Raw genomic sequence first — 15,362 nt, 5'->3', positions numbered from 1 at the left:
AAAAATCACTGTGTTAAACATAGCAAAGCTGTAAAACCTCTAATTGTTTCCAACTAAATTGTCCTTTTTGAACCGAAGCTCGCAAACTCGGATAATTGTCGAGCATGGTATCGGCTCCCTGATAGCCCGATTCTAGGCATACCAAGGCTGCGGCCGTTTGGTTTTGGATGTCGTTTGACTGAAAAAGTTTATTAATATCTTCCAAAATGGTATCATTTAAAAAATTTACTACCAAACGCCAAACCTGAGCGGGTACTTTTCGGCCTGCTGCCCAACGCTCATGAGCAAAATCCGATAGTGTTTCGGCTAATTTTGCATTGGCACGCTGGTCTAGTCCTACAATCAAATGAATCGGTTTGTCATTGAAGATACACTTTAGTACCAACTGATTCCATGCCAATTCTGAAAAATATTGTTGTGGATAGGGGTTTCCAAAAGCTATAGCATCAAATACCACACCCATATTAGACCTTACGGCTTCGGCTGCTCGGAATAGCCATTTTTCGGGATAATTTAGTACAGGCAGAGCCGAATACAATGCAACTAATTCGTTGATTTCGGCGGTATCAAATAGCGTTTCTATGTATCCAACATAACTTTCTTCGTTTTCGTTGGGCAAACACAACAATAAATATACCCTAACAAGGCGTTCTAAGGTCCATTCGCCCAAATTCCACGCTGGCACTAGTTGATGAATAGCCTGCTCGTCTACTTCAATTACACTTTTCCGAATAAATCGAGGAGCAGATACAAATGCTATTTGTATGGTTTTTACATCGGCATTTGCTTTTGCTTCTAGCCATTGCAACTCTTTCTGATTAGCTGCTTTCTCTATAATTGTTAATAATTCGTTCTTGATAGACATTCTTTAGCCCTCCATTAATTCAATAATCCAGTTTTTTGTAAAGATAAAAACATCTGTCCACTATGGTATCTTGTTTTTTAGGGAAATTGTACGATTATGATAATTATCAATTAAGCCTCAAACCTTAAAAATACTCAAGTTTCTAATAATCAATATTTTAAAAAACAGTCGATTATTATTATTTAAGAGAAAACTTGATAAAATACAACAATTGTCTCATTCAGAGAAAATACTTTTTTCTACAAAAAAGCCCAATAGAATACTAAACTCTATTGGACTTCATTGATATTAAACTTATCTATTTCTGAAGTAATACTTTAATGGTAGAAACTTGCCCTTGGTTTGGCTCAAATTTCAAGAAATACACCCCTGTATTGAGCCCCGACATATCAAATGATTCCTCGGCATTAGCTTTTATACTTTTTGTACCTAACACCGTATTCCCTTTTAGGTCGAGAAGACTGATAAGTCCTGCTTGTACCGATTTTATGTACAAATATTTGTTGGTTGGGTTTGGGTATACCTGTGTTACATACGTTTCTTCTGTACCAGTAACAACAATATTAGATGTATTTTTCAAAAATCTTAATCCACCTGTATTGTTTCCTACCACCATATCGGGGAGCAAATCGTTGTCCAGATCAGCCACTGCAATAGAAAGGTTTGAACCAACATGTAGCTGTTCGTTACGAGCGGTCGTGGCATTCCAGATAAGGCTTGTATCGGCTACAAAGGCTGTAGGGTTTTGTTCTAATAAACTTTTATAGATTTTGATATTTCCTTCGCGGCTACCCGTAATAAGGTCGGCTTTGCCATCCAAGTTGACATCGGCAATAGTCAAATACAGGTTTCCTGTAACATAATTGCCTTCAAGCCTGCCTAAATCGTCATTCTGGAGGGTATAACTAGGAGCTTTGTTAGTACCTTTATTTTTGAAAAAACGAAGATTTCCTCGGCCTGTTCCATGAATAATATCTTTTATGCCGTCTTTATCATAATCAAAAAACACCACACTTTCGCCAGCAATAAAGTCGGGAATAGTAGGTAAGAGTATGGCATCGGCCAGCTTAATATCCCAAGGTTTTCCTTTAGCAGCTTTATTAATAATATACCTAATTTCCATTCCCTTAAAGGAATTGGACGAAAAGCCAAAATCCTCAATGCCGTCGCCGTCAATATCGCTAATAAATGGCCTAATATCAAAGAGTTGTAAAGACGACGACAAGCCCAAAAAGTCTGTATTGGTTAATTCAAAACTGCCATTACCTTTGTTTTCAAACAAATAAATACTAGCTCGGAAGCCTTGTTCTCCACGCAACCCACCATTGCCCACCAACAAATCTTTGTCGCCATCGCCATCAATATCTACCAAAACAGGGCTTGTATTTTCGCCCAAATCGAGCATCGTGTTTTGTAAGAAATTTTTACTCTGGAAAACAAAATTGGCGTTTCCATTTTGTGCTGTATTTTTATAAAACCATGCAGACTGCTGAAAATCAACCGTTTGAAGAGCATTATCATAGCCATTGGGGGCAGCTACCAAGTCTTTGATACCATCAAAATCGAGGTCTTCATAATACACTGCTGGAAAAATCGGGAAATCAATGGGAGCATCTTGTGGAAAAACATAACTCACATTGGTAAAAATAGCCCGTTTTTCTGTTCCCTGATTGAGCATCGAGGCAATATTGGTACAAGTAATATGCCCAAAGAGTACGTCTTTTTTATTATCGCCATTGAGGTCGAGCAGCAGCAACGAATTGCCCGAATGCAATACCTTATCGGGGCTAGCCTTGACAATACTTTCACCTGCGGGAGTATCGCCACACTCTATATCAAAGCGAAAATCTTTGCAATGTTCTTTCAAAAAATTCCCCCAGCAATAGCCTATTTTCACAAATTCTAATCTTTTAGGATCTTGGTATTTCTCTACGGCATTATTGCGATGATATTCTACAAAATCGCCTGAAGAATCAAACATCAAAACATCAATATCACCGTCGTTGTCACAGTCAACAATCGCTGGAATATCGGTAGCTGTAACACTCAAGTTGATTTTTCCCGAAAAACCCACGCTGTAAAGAGGGTCAGCCACCAACTCCCAGGCTATTTTGGTGTCGGTAGAAATATTACGAAATACCCGTAAACCCGCTGGTGAATGGGTAAAAATATCCTTTTTGCCGTCTTGGTCATAATCTACAAGAAGCATCCAATTTTGAATTTTCGGAAAATAAGGTTCATATTCGGGGGCATATTTCCATGAAAACTTGCCATTGGTATCTTGTACTGCCAAAAAAGTAGCAATTTTTTGGGCTGTTCTATCAAATACCACTAAATCATCGAAACCGTCGTTATTGAGGCGGCAAGTCGAAAACTGGGGTGTATTGAGCCCTCCAGCCCAAGCATTGGGAAGTACAAGTCCATTTTGGATAATTTTAAGATTATCGTTGTATTTGAATGAAATTTCTTGGGCAAAAATTTGAAAGGAAGACCATATTAAATAGAGAGTAAGTAATTTTTTCATCCGATATTTGTTTGATTTTTTCGGGAACACATCCACCAAAGTACATTAATAACGATAAAAACGATGATTTCAGTTAGTGATTTATACAAAAATTTCAAGGAATGCTCGGGGGTATCTACCGATACACGCAAAATAGAGAAGGATGTAATGTTCTTCGCTTTGAAGGGGCCCAACTTCAATGCCAATACTTTTGCCGCACAGGCATTAGAAAAAGGAGCAAAATATGTTGTGGTTGACGACCCTTCTGTAGTAGCCGATGAGCGTTTTTTATTGGTTGAAGATGGCCTTTTGGCACTCCAAAAATTAGCTACTTTCCACCGAAAACAATTTAATATTCCATTTATTGGCCTTACAGGCTCAAATGGCAAAACCACCACTAAAGAACTCATCAACTGCGTTTTATCGAAAAAGTACAAAACATACGCTACCCAAGGCAATCTCAATAATCATATTGGTGTGCCTCTTACGGTTTTGGCCATCGACAAGTCGATCGAAATTGCTATTATCGAAATGGGAGCCAACAAACAAGGAGATATTAAAGAACTTGTTGAGATTTGTTTGCCTACTCATGGTTTTATTACCAATATTGGCAAAGCTCACCTAGAAGGTTTTGGTGGTATAGAAGGCGTTGTAAAAGGCAAAGGAGAATTATATGATTTTCTGGGCCAAAACCATCATACCGTTTTTGTCAATGTAGCCTCAACGCCTACTTATGAAATGACATTTGGCAAAGAATTTAAAGAAGTTATTACCTACACTACCGACGAAAATGCTCTTTTCCCAAAGGTAATAGAAATGATTGAAGAAATCCCTTGCGTTATTTTCAAGGATTTTGAAGAAAATACCTATACAAGCCACCTAACAGGGAAATATAACTTTTTGAATATGTGTGCGGCTGTACGAATTGGTGAATATTTTGAGATAGATACCGCTCTGGCCTGTGAGGCAGTAGCCGATTACCAGCCAACTAATCATCGTTCTCAATTTATTGAAAAGGGGAATAACCTTATCTTGATGGATGCCTATAATGCTAATCCGTCGTCGATGCAGGCCGCTATTGCCAATTTCAACAATTTGAAAGCCCCTAAAAAAATGGTCATTTTGGGCGATATGTTTGAGCTAGGCGACGACGCTCCAGAAGAGCACAAAGCCCTTGGTCAGTTATTAGCCACTTGTCATTTTGACTATGTACTTTTGGCAGGAAAATTGATGGAGTCTGCTGTGGGGCAATTGCCTATTATGAAAGTACATTATTTTCCCGATAAATTTGGCTTACACGTTTGGTTACAAGACCACCCTGTCGAAAATACGCATATTTTGGTAAAAGGCTCAAGAGGAATGGGTCTTGAAAGCGTTTTGCAGTTTTTGTAGTTGAGTGGTCAAGACCAATTAACTTGTTCTCTTTATGAAAATATTACCAGAATAATTCAGCCTTTTCAGCTTATCCTTTTCTTACTTTAGTATAAATTACCGCCTGCAAGCTTCTATGAAGGCTGCTATTATATATCATACACTATGAATGACGATTTTTTAGACGCAAACCACCAACCCAAACCAGATACCAACAAGGCACTGAAAGCTGGTATTGCCGTTGTATCCGTTATTGCTGCTTTACTGGTTTATAGGTTGATTCAAAGCAATCAAATCCAAAATAACCAACAAGAGGTTATTGAATCGAAGGTAATGGAACTGGCATCTACCCGTATCAAGCTCGATTCTATTACAACACAACTAGACTTGAAAATTGCCGAAATTCAAAGGCTAGGAGGCGATATTAGCGAGCTTCAAAAAGCTAAAACTCAGCTGGAGGACGATAAAAAAGAATTACTCAAAAATACAAATGCTGAAATAGCTAGTATCAAAGCTTCTTTTCAAGCCAAAATTCAAAACTATGAATCATTATTGGCTGTCAAAGACAAAGAAATTCAGCAGTTAAGAGCCGATAATCAAACCTTATCGTACCAAAATAGTACGCTCAATAATGAGAATGCCAACCTAAAATCTGAAAAAAATTCACTTGTTCAAAAGGCCGAACGCATTTCTGCCCAAAAGGAAGATGCTGAAATCCGTAATCAAGTATTGTCGGAAAAGGTGTCGAAAGCTACAGCCCTAAAAACCGAATATGTGAGGGTTTTGGGTATTACCGATAAAGGGAAAGAGTTTGATGATAAGAAGATGAAAGCTTCTAAAATTGCCAGACTCAAGGTGGCGTTTATGTTGGCTAAAAACGAACTTACCGAACACGAAAAGAAAACTATCTTTGTCAGAATTCTTGACCCTGATGGTGCTACAGTTTTTGATTCGGCAACGGGTTCGGGTAGTTTTAGCTTCAATGGCAAAGACATTGCTTTTACCACAAGAGGAGATATTTTTTATGATAATCATAACCAGTATATCGAGATTGTCTATAACAGAGGTATAGAATATCGCCCTGGGCGGTATATCGTAGAGCTATATGCCGAAGGTTTTAAAATTGGTAATGGCGATTTTGAAGTAAAATAAGAATATCCTATTTATCATACTGATAATCAAACCACAACAAAACCAATATTACTAGAAAATAATTGTAAACATGAGTCATCCCGAATTTTGGGATAATTTCAAATAGAGAACTCTTATTTGTATTTATTGGGTGCTTCAATCGCACCCTAATGGAAAAAACACACACATGTTAGTAGATATTTATTGACTATTAATCACATAAGGCGGTCGAAATTAGTTTTTCGACCGCCTTATGTGTTCTAAAAATTCGAGATGACTTATCTTTCAGTACCTATAGAAGTATGCTATTTTACTATCGATAACTCCAGTTTATTGGTCGAGTTAAAGCTACTAATCTAATTTCAAACTAGCATTAACGCCATGATTAAGTCCTCCACTCAATACCAACCCCTTGGCTACACCCTGATAGCCATTAGGCAGGTTTACGGTATGCCCATACTCAATAATAGCCTTTAATGTTGCTGTCGGGATTTGTCCGCACGACCACGTTGCAGGTACATTCCAATTACCCGATTGTACACTTATGGTTTTGTCGGTAGGACAAGGCAGTACTGTAACTGTAGCCGACCCACTAGATGCACCTACTCCGCAATTACTGCCCACAAAGGCAACCGTATATATCTGTGTAGTACGAGGTTTTACCCATTTTTCCAACGTTATTTTTGTGGTATTTTGTAAAGTTGCATCGTTCGACAATTGATAGACCCAAGCATTTCCTCCTCCAAAACTAAGGTTTAGCTTGCTAGACTGCCCCTGATAAATAGCACTTCCACCTGATATTTTTGCCGTAATGGGTTCTCCAAATTTGATAATTACAGGGTCAGATTCTACTTCACAAGGGCCCTGCTTACGTACTACCGTATAAGTTCCAGCGGTTTTAATAGGTATATGTTGATTAATGTTGTCATAAAAACCTGTTCGCTCAAGCACGGTTTGTCCATTTCTTTTCAAAATAAATGTTTGGATACCATAATTGGTGTATGCTGCATCATCTACAATCGACAAATCAGCAATGGTATTACTACAATAGTAATTGATAGAATCTAAGTTTTGCTGGCTTTTCAATTTTGGCTTTGATAATCTTGATGGCTGAAGAATAGGAATAGGATCAGACATACCCGAACATGCTCCTTTAGAAACCTTCAACTGATACGAGCCTGTTGCCAAAACATTATAATTAGTTGAATTACTGTTTGAGATAGGTGTTCCATCTTTAAACCACTGAAAGCTATATTCACTATTTGCATTGATATTGGCATATAATGTTGGGAAAGCCGATACGCATCCATCTATTAATAAACCCTTTACTTGTGGCTTGATAAGATTACCTACACTGATTTTTACTGTATCAGATGGTAATATTACACATCCTTCATAGTTATCGGTTAGTACATAACTTCCTGTCTGAGACACCACAAACCCTGTAGGTACAACTACACCATCTTTATATAATTTTGCATTGCCCGACAAATAGCTGTCGGAAGTGAACGTTGTTGTCATACCTGTACAAATTTTATCCAACGAGCCTTCGTCTAGTTTTAACGCCAACTTAATAGTATCTACTCTTGTAATATTAATACCATTTGAATAGGTCGAACAGTTACCTTGCGTGAGCTTTAGTGAATATACTCCTGCTTTTTTTATACCTATTAAATTGGGCGATTCTCGGTAGTAAACACCTTCGTCATCACCTTGGACAGGTACTCCATTTTTTTGCCATTGATAGCTATAAGGTGCTAAAGGATTGGCAATATCCTGATCTACAGAAGAAAGGTACGTGTAGGCTTCTCCACATAAAATATTCCCTTGGGCTCTGTTAGAAATAATACCATTCTTTAATTCTTGCCCAAACACTACACTTTCAGCATCGGTTGACTGATACCGCAAAGGGCATTTATCTCGAATATCTACCGAATATTTGCCTGTCTGCGAAGCTACAAGGGTATCTGCTATTACTCCGAGCAATACACTACCATTGCGTCGCCATTGATAAGTAGCACTGTCAGAATAATAGGTAGGTCTGAAAATAATATTCGTTCCTTCGCATTGAAATTCGTTACCGAGCCTTTCTAGCACATAACTACTGCTATCTACAGACGTTAGGGTAAATGTTTTTTCAACATTACTACAACCCATTTTTTGTACGCTAGCAGTATAAGTTCCTTCTTGGCTAAGACGTACTTTGGCATCTCGTGCAATAAACTGTTCTCTTTTTTTCCATTGATAAATAACATCATCTTTTTGATTACTCACCATGTTCAGCGTAATAGCAGCTCCCTTACAAATAGCCAAATTCTTATTGAGTTTAGCCTCTTTACCTGCACTATTATACACAATTAGGTCTAATTCTTTGCCATTGGTACTTAGGCGAGAGCTGAGCGTACTTGTCAACGACGAATTCTGGGCTACTATTTTGAGGCGATATTCTGTTCCTACCGATACAAAAAACGGTATTCTTACCGAAATAGGACTTGCCAAACCACTTCCTATTTCGGTAGCATTTTGGAAATTCCCCTCTTGGTCAGACAGGTAAACTTTATACGGTGTTCCTACGGGAAGGGTTGTTGAAAAAGGTACAGAAAAATACCCATTCGGGCAAAAAGAAGTTAAGCCTAAATTACCTATTGTTATTGGTGGGTTATTTACGGTTACGTTCAAAAAGGTACTATTATAACATCCTGAAGCATTACGCCCCAAAACAGTGTACACACCACTATTTTGAGGTGTAACACGGCTAATGATAGGGTTTTGTTCTGTTGAAGTAAAGCCATTAGGCCCCGTCCATGTATATGAGTTGAAGGCTTCAAAATTAGTACCCGAAAAAGCCGTCAAGAGCAATTCGGTATTGGTATAAGCTGGATAGCCCAATCGTGCTACTACAACATTCCCGTAGTTGGCAACAATCATCAGTGCTGTAGATACAAACGTACCGCAATCGCTCGATACTTTTACTCTATATCTACCCATCTTAGCATACGAAAAATCTTGAATTAACAAATCCTTCTGTGTTTCCCCTGCTATATCCACGCCATCTTTTTGCCATTGATAACTCAAATTGCCCGAGCCAGTAGCTAGAGCCGTAATAACGGTGCTTCCTCCCAAGCAAACTCTGTCGGAATATGTTGATATATTAACTACAGTAGGCTGGGCACAATTCCCTATTGTTACAGTAGCAGTACCCGTACCAGTACCCACCCCACAGGCATTTACAAGCTTCGTTATCCTAAAAGCGTTATTGGGACGGAACGTCGTTATTTCCCCTCCCCCTCCAAAAATAATAAGCTCTAGGGTGTTAAAATAGTTTTGAAAAAACAGTTCGCCATTATCAACTGAACTCACTTGCATTAAAAAAGGTAATACTCCCGAACCGTTAGCTGTAAAAATAGCTGATTGTGAAGGAGCTATGAGCAGGTCATTTCCAGTAATATCCATCGTAAGTGTACTAGATATATAGACAGGTATTACTTCGGATTGTGCAGAACAAAACTCGTTGCCATTGTAGCGTACCGAGTAATTACCCGATTCTCGAACCGTATAGTCTGGCGATGTAGCATTCGGAATAACATTTCCCTCTTTTAACCAAATGTAAGTACCATCGCGGTAATCTTTGACCCTCAATTTTACAACATTGTTTGAGCATGCTTCAAATGTACGGCCACCCAAGTCGTCATTGATGATAGGTCGAGGCAAATTCAAATTGGTTACAGAAACATTATATCCACTATGTGCCGAACAAGCCCCCTTTATAATTTGTACTTCATAATATCCCGATTGATTTACGACCAAGCTATCTTTCGTGGCACCGTCAATGGGTGTTCCATTATGTAGCCACTGCACACGATGCTGGTTATTTATATTAGAGGCTTTTAACACCGTAGTTTTGCCTTCACAAATCATATTTTTATCAGATACTATTTGGGTTTCTAGTGTATTACCAAATGTCAAATAAACAGGTAGGGTTTCCATTTTAAATTCGGATCTTCCTTGTGAAACAACAACAGTATAATTACCTGTAGCAAAAGCTTTATATTCCGACTTGGTAGCCCCTTGAATAGGGTTTCCATCTTTTTTCCACTGAAAAAAATATCCTAGTCCTTTAACCGTTTTCAATACAATGGTATCACCCACACAAACCTGTGTGGCCGCAGGAGGGTCTATTTGATAATAGGTATTACCACCTATAAAAATCCCTAATGAAGTAGCAGTACAGCTTCCTTGCCTAACAGTAAGGCTATACAAACCGTATTCTGCAACTTGGTACTTACGATTGGTGGCTCCGTTAATATCGACTCCGTCTTTTTTCCATTGATAGCTCGATATGCCCGACAGGGGAGTTTTGGGCTTGAGGTAAATACTATTTCCTTCTGAAATAATATACTCTTTGAGGTCTTGCTCTAAGGTGTCGGTAATGGCTACTCCCGAAAAACTTGAACACGGATTACTTTGACTGATGGCGTGAAGGTTTATTAGTAAAAAAACTATCACAAATAAAAATGGGCGGTATAAAGACGGCATTATAATAGGTTTGATAAATGGTACATTGTTTAAGTTTTAATTTTAGAGAATATGTTTGCTCGATTTTTTAGTCATAAAACTGTTTAACTCTTTATTAGGTTTTGTGGTAAAATCAATTCAGCATTCATTTATCAGGCATAAGTCCTTCTTTATAAGTAAAAAACGGACTATCAAACAAAAATAAATGCAGTACTTTAGGTCTTTTATCTTTGTTAAGGATTGTAATAAATCAGGTTTTTGATGTAGAGTTAATAAAAATATTTCATTTTATCCAGCTTCAAAAAATCCTAATCTGCAATAGCATTTAAAACTACCTTGTACAGAATAATACCTTTTCTTGTAAAAGCAAAAGGTCTAAAAGTCTCATGATATAACCATCGAACTTGCAAGAATTTGGCAGAATTGAATCAATCATGTAGGCATGGCACACAAAATTAGTATTTTGTTTGTATTTCTATCTATAACACCCTTCAAAAACATTTCGACTGGTATTTCTGTTTTTCTTAATCCGTCAGATAACCGACAATTCATCTTGCTGTACTCAGCTAAATTTATGGTATCAAATCATTAAGCCATACAATCATGAAATTGTCTCTTTTATTTTTCGCCTTTGCGTGTATTAGTTTTATCTCATTTTCTCAAGAAAACCCACTGCATCGACAGCAAGGTTTTAATCTCGACAAAGGAATCGCTTTGTCGGGCTACGACCCTGTTAGTTATTTTATTCAGAAAAAACCCCTCAAAGGCAAAACTTCATTGAGGAGCAGCTATCAAGGTATTGAATACTTATTTTCGACGGCCGATAACTTGGCTCGGTTCAAACAAAACCCTAGTCAATTTGAGCCACAATATGGTGGCTGGTGTGCCTATGCTATGGGTGCTACGGGCGAAAAAGTAGAAATAGACCCCGAAACCTATAAAATAATAGATGGGAAACTCTATTTATATTACCATTCCTTTTTGAATAATACCCTCGACAAATGGAATAAGGAGGAAAAAATCCTTAAAGCCAAAGCCGATAGTAATTGGAAAAAGATTTTTTAAACTCCTCAACACACCATGTCATGAAAAAATATGCGGTTGTTTTACAATGGGCTGCCCAAATTATTGCAGCTATCATTTTACTCCAAACATTATTCTTTAAATTTACCGCCGCTCCCGAGTCGGTATATATATTTTCAAAATTGGGCATTGAACCCTACGGACGAATCGGTAGCGGTATTGCTGAGCTTATTGCAGCCCTACTTTTGCTTATTCCACGAACAGCCATTTTGGGAGCGTTGCTATCATTGGGGATTATTTCAGGGGCTATTGTAGCTCATCTTGCCATCCTCGGAATTGAAATACAAGACGATGGTGGATTGCTGTTTGCTTATGCACTAATCGTATTTTTTTGTAACCTGTTCACAATCTGGAGTAGAAGAAACGAAATTATCTATTATATAGCTACATTTTAGATATATTTTATCAAAATACACCTAAAATATTTTATATTATCTATTTTTAAAGAGCATAGCAAATGATTTATAGTTTTGCTTTTAAAATCTTCTCAAAACCTACTAATTTTGTACTTTATAAAGATTATGGTTCATTCAATTTTCTATTTTGATAAGCCGTAATCTCTAAGCAAAAAGAAATAAAAAGCAAAAAATAAATGTCAACTGCAACACAATCGTACGTTCCGTACAAAGTAAAAGACATCGCCCTTGCAGAATGGGGTCGTAAAGAAATTCGTTTGGCTGAAGCCGAAATGCCTGGTTTGATGGCACTTCGTGCTGAATATGGTGATTCAAAACCTTTGGCGGGTGCTCGCATCGCTGGATGTTTGCACATGACTATCCAAACTGCGGTTTTGATTGAAACATTGGTAGCTTTGGGTGCTGATGTAACTTGGTCGTCTTGTAACATTTTCTCGACACAAGACCACGCAGCAGCAGCTATAGCAGCAGCAGGAATTCCTGTATATGCTTGGAAAGGAATGAACGAAGAAGAATTCAACTGGTGTATCGAACAAACGCTTTTCTTTGGCGAAGACCGTAAACCATTGAACATGATTCTTGACGATGGTGGTGACTTAACCAACATGGTATTTGACAATTATCCTGAGCTTATTGCTGATATCAAAGGTTTGTCTGAAGAAACTACAACTGGTGTTCACCGTTTGTACGAGCGTTTAAAAAATGGCACGTTGTTTTTGCCAGCTATCAACGTAAACGATTCAGTTACTAAATCTAAATTTGATAACAAATACGGCTGTAAAGAATCTTTGGTTGACTCTATCCGCCGTGCTACCGACTTGATGTTGGCTGGTAAAGTGGCTGTTGTGGCTGGGTATGGTGACGTAGGTAAAGGTTCGGCTGAATCTTTGCGTGGTGCTGGATGTCGTGTATTGGTAACAGAAATCGACCCAATTTGTGCTTTACAAGCAGCAATGGACGGCTTTGAAGTTGTTACTATGAACGAGGCAGCTACTCGTGCTAATATCTTTGTAACTGCTACTGGTAACGTAAATATTATCCGTGAACGTCACTTCAGAGCAATGAAAGATAAAGCTGTAGTTTGTAATATTGGTCACTTCGACAACGAAATCGATATGGCTTGGTTAAACTCGGCTTATGGCTCAACAAAAGAACAAATCAAACCTCAAGTAGATTTGTATAATATCGAAGGTAAAGAAGTTATTGTATTGGCTGAAGGTCGTTTGGTAAACCTTGGTTGTGCAATGGGTCACCCTTCTTTTGTCATGTCTAACTCTTTCTGTAACCAAACTTTGGCTCAGCTTGAATTATGGCAAAACCCAGGAAAATACGAAAACAAAGTATATATTCTTCCTAAACACCTTGACGAAAAAGTAGCAAAATTGCACTTGGCTCATATTGGTGCTCAGCTAGAAACTTTGGATGATGAACAAGCTGCTTACATTGGTGTAACTGTTGAGGGGCCGTTCAAAGCAGAACATTACCGTTACTAGGATTTTGTAAAATCCTTTCTCGAAAACCTCACCAGCAGCATGTTGGTGAGGTTTTCTTTTAGCAGTTCTATACAAGGTTATTCTTGAGAAATTCAAGATTGTTTACTTATTTTACCCTATATTTATTGCTTGTTTCCTTATCGATTGTAGTGACAAATCAATCATATAAAAATCTCACAATCAATACTATAACCCTATCAAATCATTAGTCAAGCTCTGTACCTAACAAACTTTGCGAATATCCTGTAAATCTTTGTTCATGACTAAACAGTTACTTGTATTTTTATTCTGTGCTTTAGTATTGAGTACATCAGTGATGGTATTGGGCCAAATTTCGAGTCAAGTACCCATAGACACCTCCTTGTCTCTCCACTCGGCACTCGGCAGTGGCCCCGTTTCTGTTTTAAGAATGTCGTTACGTGATAAAAACACCCGTAAAAAACTTGCTGGTACATTTATTATCAAGTCGGCACAAGAGAATAAATTCAAAACGCTACTTGCTCCTAATGGCTTGCAACAATTGACTTTTCATGAAGCCGAACGACTCGAAATTGAAGCAAGAGTTACGGGGTATCAAACTATTTCTCGCAAATTTCAGATATTGGTAACGTCTCTTGGTAAAGCGTATGAGTTTGAAGCTCTGTTAGAAAAAGAAACCTTTCAGATACGACTCAATGCTCTTGATTTCGTTAGTAAGCAACTGCTCAAAAAACCTACCTATTTTATCAGAAATACACATACTGATGATTTGCAAAAGATTCGGCCAGTAAAGGCTCAACCACTCACCTATCTGAGCCTCAACGACAACATTCGGCATTTTGCAATAGAATGTGTAGCCGATGGCTACCAACCCCAAACTATCCGACTCGACAGCAGTCATAACAATACAACGGTATCGTTTTTGTTGCGGCCTATCCAAAAAGCAAGTACAGTTGTGGCTATTTATGCCCAAGACTTTCTGACAAAAGATATTGTTCCTTTTTCGCTCAACCGTGAGCCTCTTAAATTGGTTGACGAAACGCCCTTCAAGGTTTTACTGATAGAAGGCGAAGACCTCCATATTGACCTAAAAGCAAGTGGGTTTGAACCCTTCAAACAAAGCTATTTTATCGGTGATTCGCTTCTCAACCAGAAACAACTCATTTTCGGATTACAGAGAAAAACATACACTTTCATCCTGAAAGCTTGGGGCGAAAACCCTAATCGTGAACTCAACAATGCCCAGTTTAAAATAATCAATCTTGATAATAAAGAAAGCATGCCTGTTAGTTTGCAGGGGTTGTATCCTATTGTTGAGTTATTACCTTACGAACAGTATGCGATTCAGATCAAGGCTGAAGGATACGAGCCTTATTATGCTCGTTTTGTACCACTCAATATGATTAAATCTAAGGTTTTCCAACAAGATTTTTACCTAAAAAAAAAGAAAATTGTTGTAGCCCACACACCTACAAACGATATTATTGCCTCGCAACAATTTGGTATTATCGAACAAGGGAAAACCATTCCTCTTAACAATATTTATTTTGACCAAAGTAGCCCTATTCTTCGGGAAGAGTCATTCAAAGAGCTAGACTACCTTGTACAATTGTTAGTAGAAAACCCTAATTTGAGAATCGAAATACGAGGCCATACCGACAACGTAGGCGATTTTAACCTTAATCTAAAGCTTTCGCAAGACCGTTGTTGGGCTGTTATCAACTATCTTACAACAAGAGGTATTGCTGCGTCTCGTCTCGAAGCTGTTGGCCGTGGGCCACTCGACCCTATTGCTCCTAATAACTCGGAAGAACAAAAAAAGAAAAATAGACGTGTAGAGTTTATCAGACTTTAGGGTCTATTGAGGTATTGGGGTAATACGATAAGGTTATTGCCTTTTCAAGACCAACGCCCTAGCTGAGATTGATAATTAAGTTCAGTATATATCTACCTAAATATTCTTTTGGTGATAAATCGCTTTTCTTATTCACTATTTAGCAGAAAAC

The 15,362-nt window shown here is 38.1% G+C and carries 9 protein-coding genes; 6 read left to right on the top strand and 3 right to left on the bottom strand.

The window, feature by feature from the left end; translation table 11 throughout:
• Positions 1–13 precede the first annotated feature (13 nt).
• Together FLEMA_RS75565 and FLEMA_RS75560 are read right to left on the bottom strand one after the other, a co-directional pair.
• Positions 14–865: an EboA domain-containing protein gene (locus FLEMA_RS75565; protein WP_044174145.1), complete on the bottom strand. Its 852-nt coding sequence runs from the start codon at positions 863–865 to the stop codon at positions 14–16.
• A 298-nt stretch (positions 866–1,163) separates the two neighbouring features.
• A complete protein-coding gene (locus FLEMA_RS75560; RefSeq protein ID WP_044174143.1) occupies positions 1,164–3,389 on the bottom strand; it encodes a T9SS type A sorting domain-containing protein in 2,226 nt (741 codons plus the stop codon).
• A 63-nt stretch (positions 3,390–3,452) separates the two neighbouring features.
• Between FLEMA_RS75560 and FLEMA_RS0164850 the strand changes: the two genes are divergently transcribed.
• A complete protein-coding gene (locus FLEMA_RS0164850) occupies positions 3,453–4,760 on the top strand; it encodes a UDP-N-acetylmuramoyl-tripeptide--D-alanyl-D-alanine ligase (protein ID WP_026997653.1) in 1,308 nt (435 codons plus the stop codon).
• 144 nt (positions 4,761–4,904) lie between these two features.
• On the top strand, positions 4,905–5,891 hold the full coding sequence (locus FLEMA_RS0164840) for a DUF8428 domain-containing protein (protein ID WP_026997652.1): 987 nt from the start codon (positions 4,905–4,907) through the stop codon (positions 5,889–5,891).
• A 330-nt stretch (positions 5,892–6,221) separates the two neighbouring features.
• On the opposite strand, the gene FLEMA_RS75555 is transcribed toward FLEMA_RS0164840, so the two are convergent.
• Positions 6,222–10,406 carry an immunoglobulin domain-containing protein gene (locus tag FLEMA_RS75555; RefSeq protein ID WP_044174140.1) on the bottom strand — a complete coding sequence of 1,395 codons (4,185 nt, stop codon included), beginning with the start codon at positions 10,404–10,406 and terminating at the stop codon, positions 6,222–6,224.
• A 582-nt stretch (positions 10,407–10,988) separates the two neighbouring features.
• Between FLEMA_RS75555 and FLEMA_RS0164700 the strand changes: the two genes are divergently transcribed.
• From FLEMA_RS0164700 to FLEMA_RS77260, 4 genes are all read left to right on the top strand, one after another.
• A complete protein-coding gene (locus FLEMA_RS0164700; protein WP_044174137.1) occupies positions 10,989–11,450 on the top strand; it encodes a YHS domain-containing (seleno)protein in 462 nt (153 codons plus the stop codon).
• Positions 11,451–11,470: 20 nt separating this feature from the next.
• Positions 11,471–11,863 carry a DoxX family protein gene (locus FLEMA_RS0164695; protein ID WP_026997646.1) on the top strand — a complete coding sequence of 131 codons (393 nt, stop codon included), beginning with the start codon at positions 11,471–11,473 and terminating at the stop codon, positions 11,861–11,863.
• A 197-nt stretch (positions 11,864–12,060) separates the two neighbouring features.
• A complete protein-coding gene (gene ahcY, locus FLEMA_RS0164685; RefSeq protein WP_026998046.1) occupies positions 12,061–13,377 on the top strand; it encodes an adenosylhomocysteinase in 1,317 nt (438 codons plus the stop codon).
• Positions 13,378–13,636: 259 nt separating this feature from the next.
• Positions 13,637–15,211, top strand: a complete 1,575-nt coding sequence (locus FLEMA_RS77260) for an OmpA family protein (RefSeq protein ID WP_052354359.1) — start codon at positions 13,637–13,639, stop codon at positions 15,209–15,211.
• Positions 15,212–15,362 lie beyond the last annotated feature (151 nt).

The organism is Flectobacillus major DSM 103, assembly GCF_000427405.1.
Classification (GTDB): domain Bacteria; phylum Bacteroidota; class Bacteroidia; order Cytophagales; family Spirosomataceae; genus Flectobacillus; species Flectobacillus major.
The sequence above is the reverse complement of the archived record's forward strand: the minus strand, read 5'-3'. Positions and strand labels throughout refer to the sequence as shown.

What these genes read in the sequence shown, in the direction of transcription:
- FLEMA_RS0164700 (WP_044174137.1), top strand. Translation starts at nt 10,989, where the DNA reads ATGAAATTGTCTCTTTTATTTTTCGCCTTTGCGTGTATTAGTTTTATC.
- FLEMA_RS77260 (WP_052354359.1), top strand. Translation starts at nt 13,637, where the DNA reads ATGACTAAACAGTTACTTGTATTTTTATTCTGTGCTTTAGTATTGAGT.
- FLEMA_RS75560 (WP_044174143.1), bottom strand. Translation starts at nt 3,389, where the DNA reads ATGAAAAAATTACTTACTCTCTATTTAATATGGTCTTCCTTTCAAATT.
- FLEMA_RS0164840 (WP_026997652.1), top strand. Translation starts at nt 4,905, where the DNA reads ATGAATGACGATTTTTTAGACGCAAACCACCAACCCAAACCAGATACC.
- FLEMA_RS0164850 (WP_026997653.1), top strand. Translation starts at nt 3,453, where the DNA reads ATGATTTCAGTTAGTGATTTATACAAAAATTTCAAGGAATGCTCGGGG.
- FLEMA_RS75565 (WP_044174145.1), bottom strand. Translation starts at nt 865, where the DNA reads ATGTCTATCAAGAACGAATTATTAACAATTATAGAGAAAGCAGCTAAT.
- FLEMA_RS75555 (WP_044174140.1), bottom strand. Translation starts at nt 10,406, where the DNA reads ATGCCGTCTTTATACCGCCCATTTTTATTTGTGATAGTTTTTTTACTA.
- FLEMA_RS0164695 (WP_026997646.1), top strand. Translation starts at nt 11,471, where the DNA reads ATGAAAAAATATGCGGTTGTTTTACAATGGGCTGCCCAAATTATTGCA.
- ahcY (WP_026998046.1), top strand. Translation starts at nt 12,061, where the DNA reads ATGTCAACTGCAACACAATCGTACGTTCCGTACAAAGTAAAAGACATC.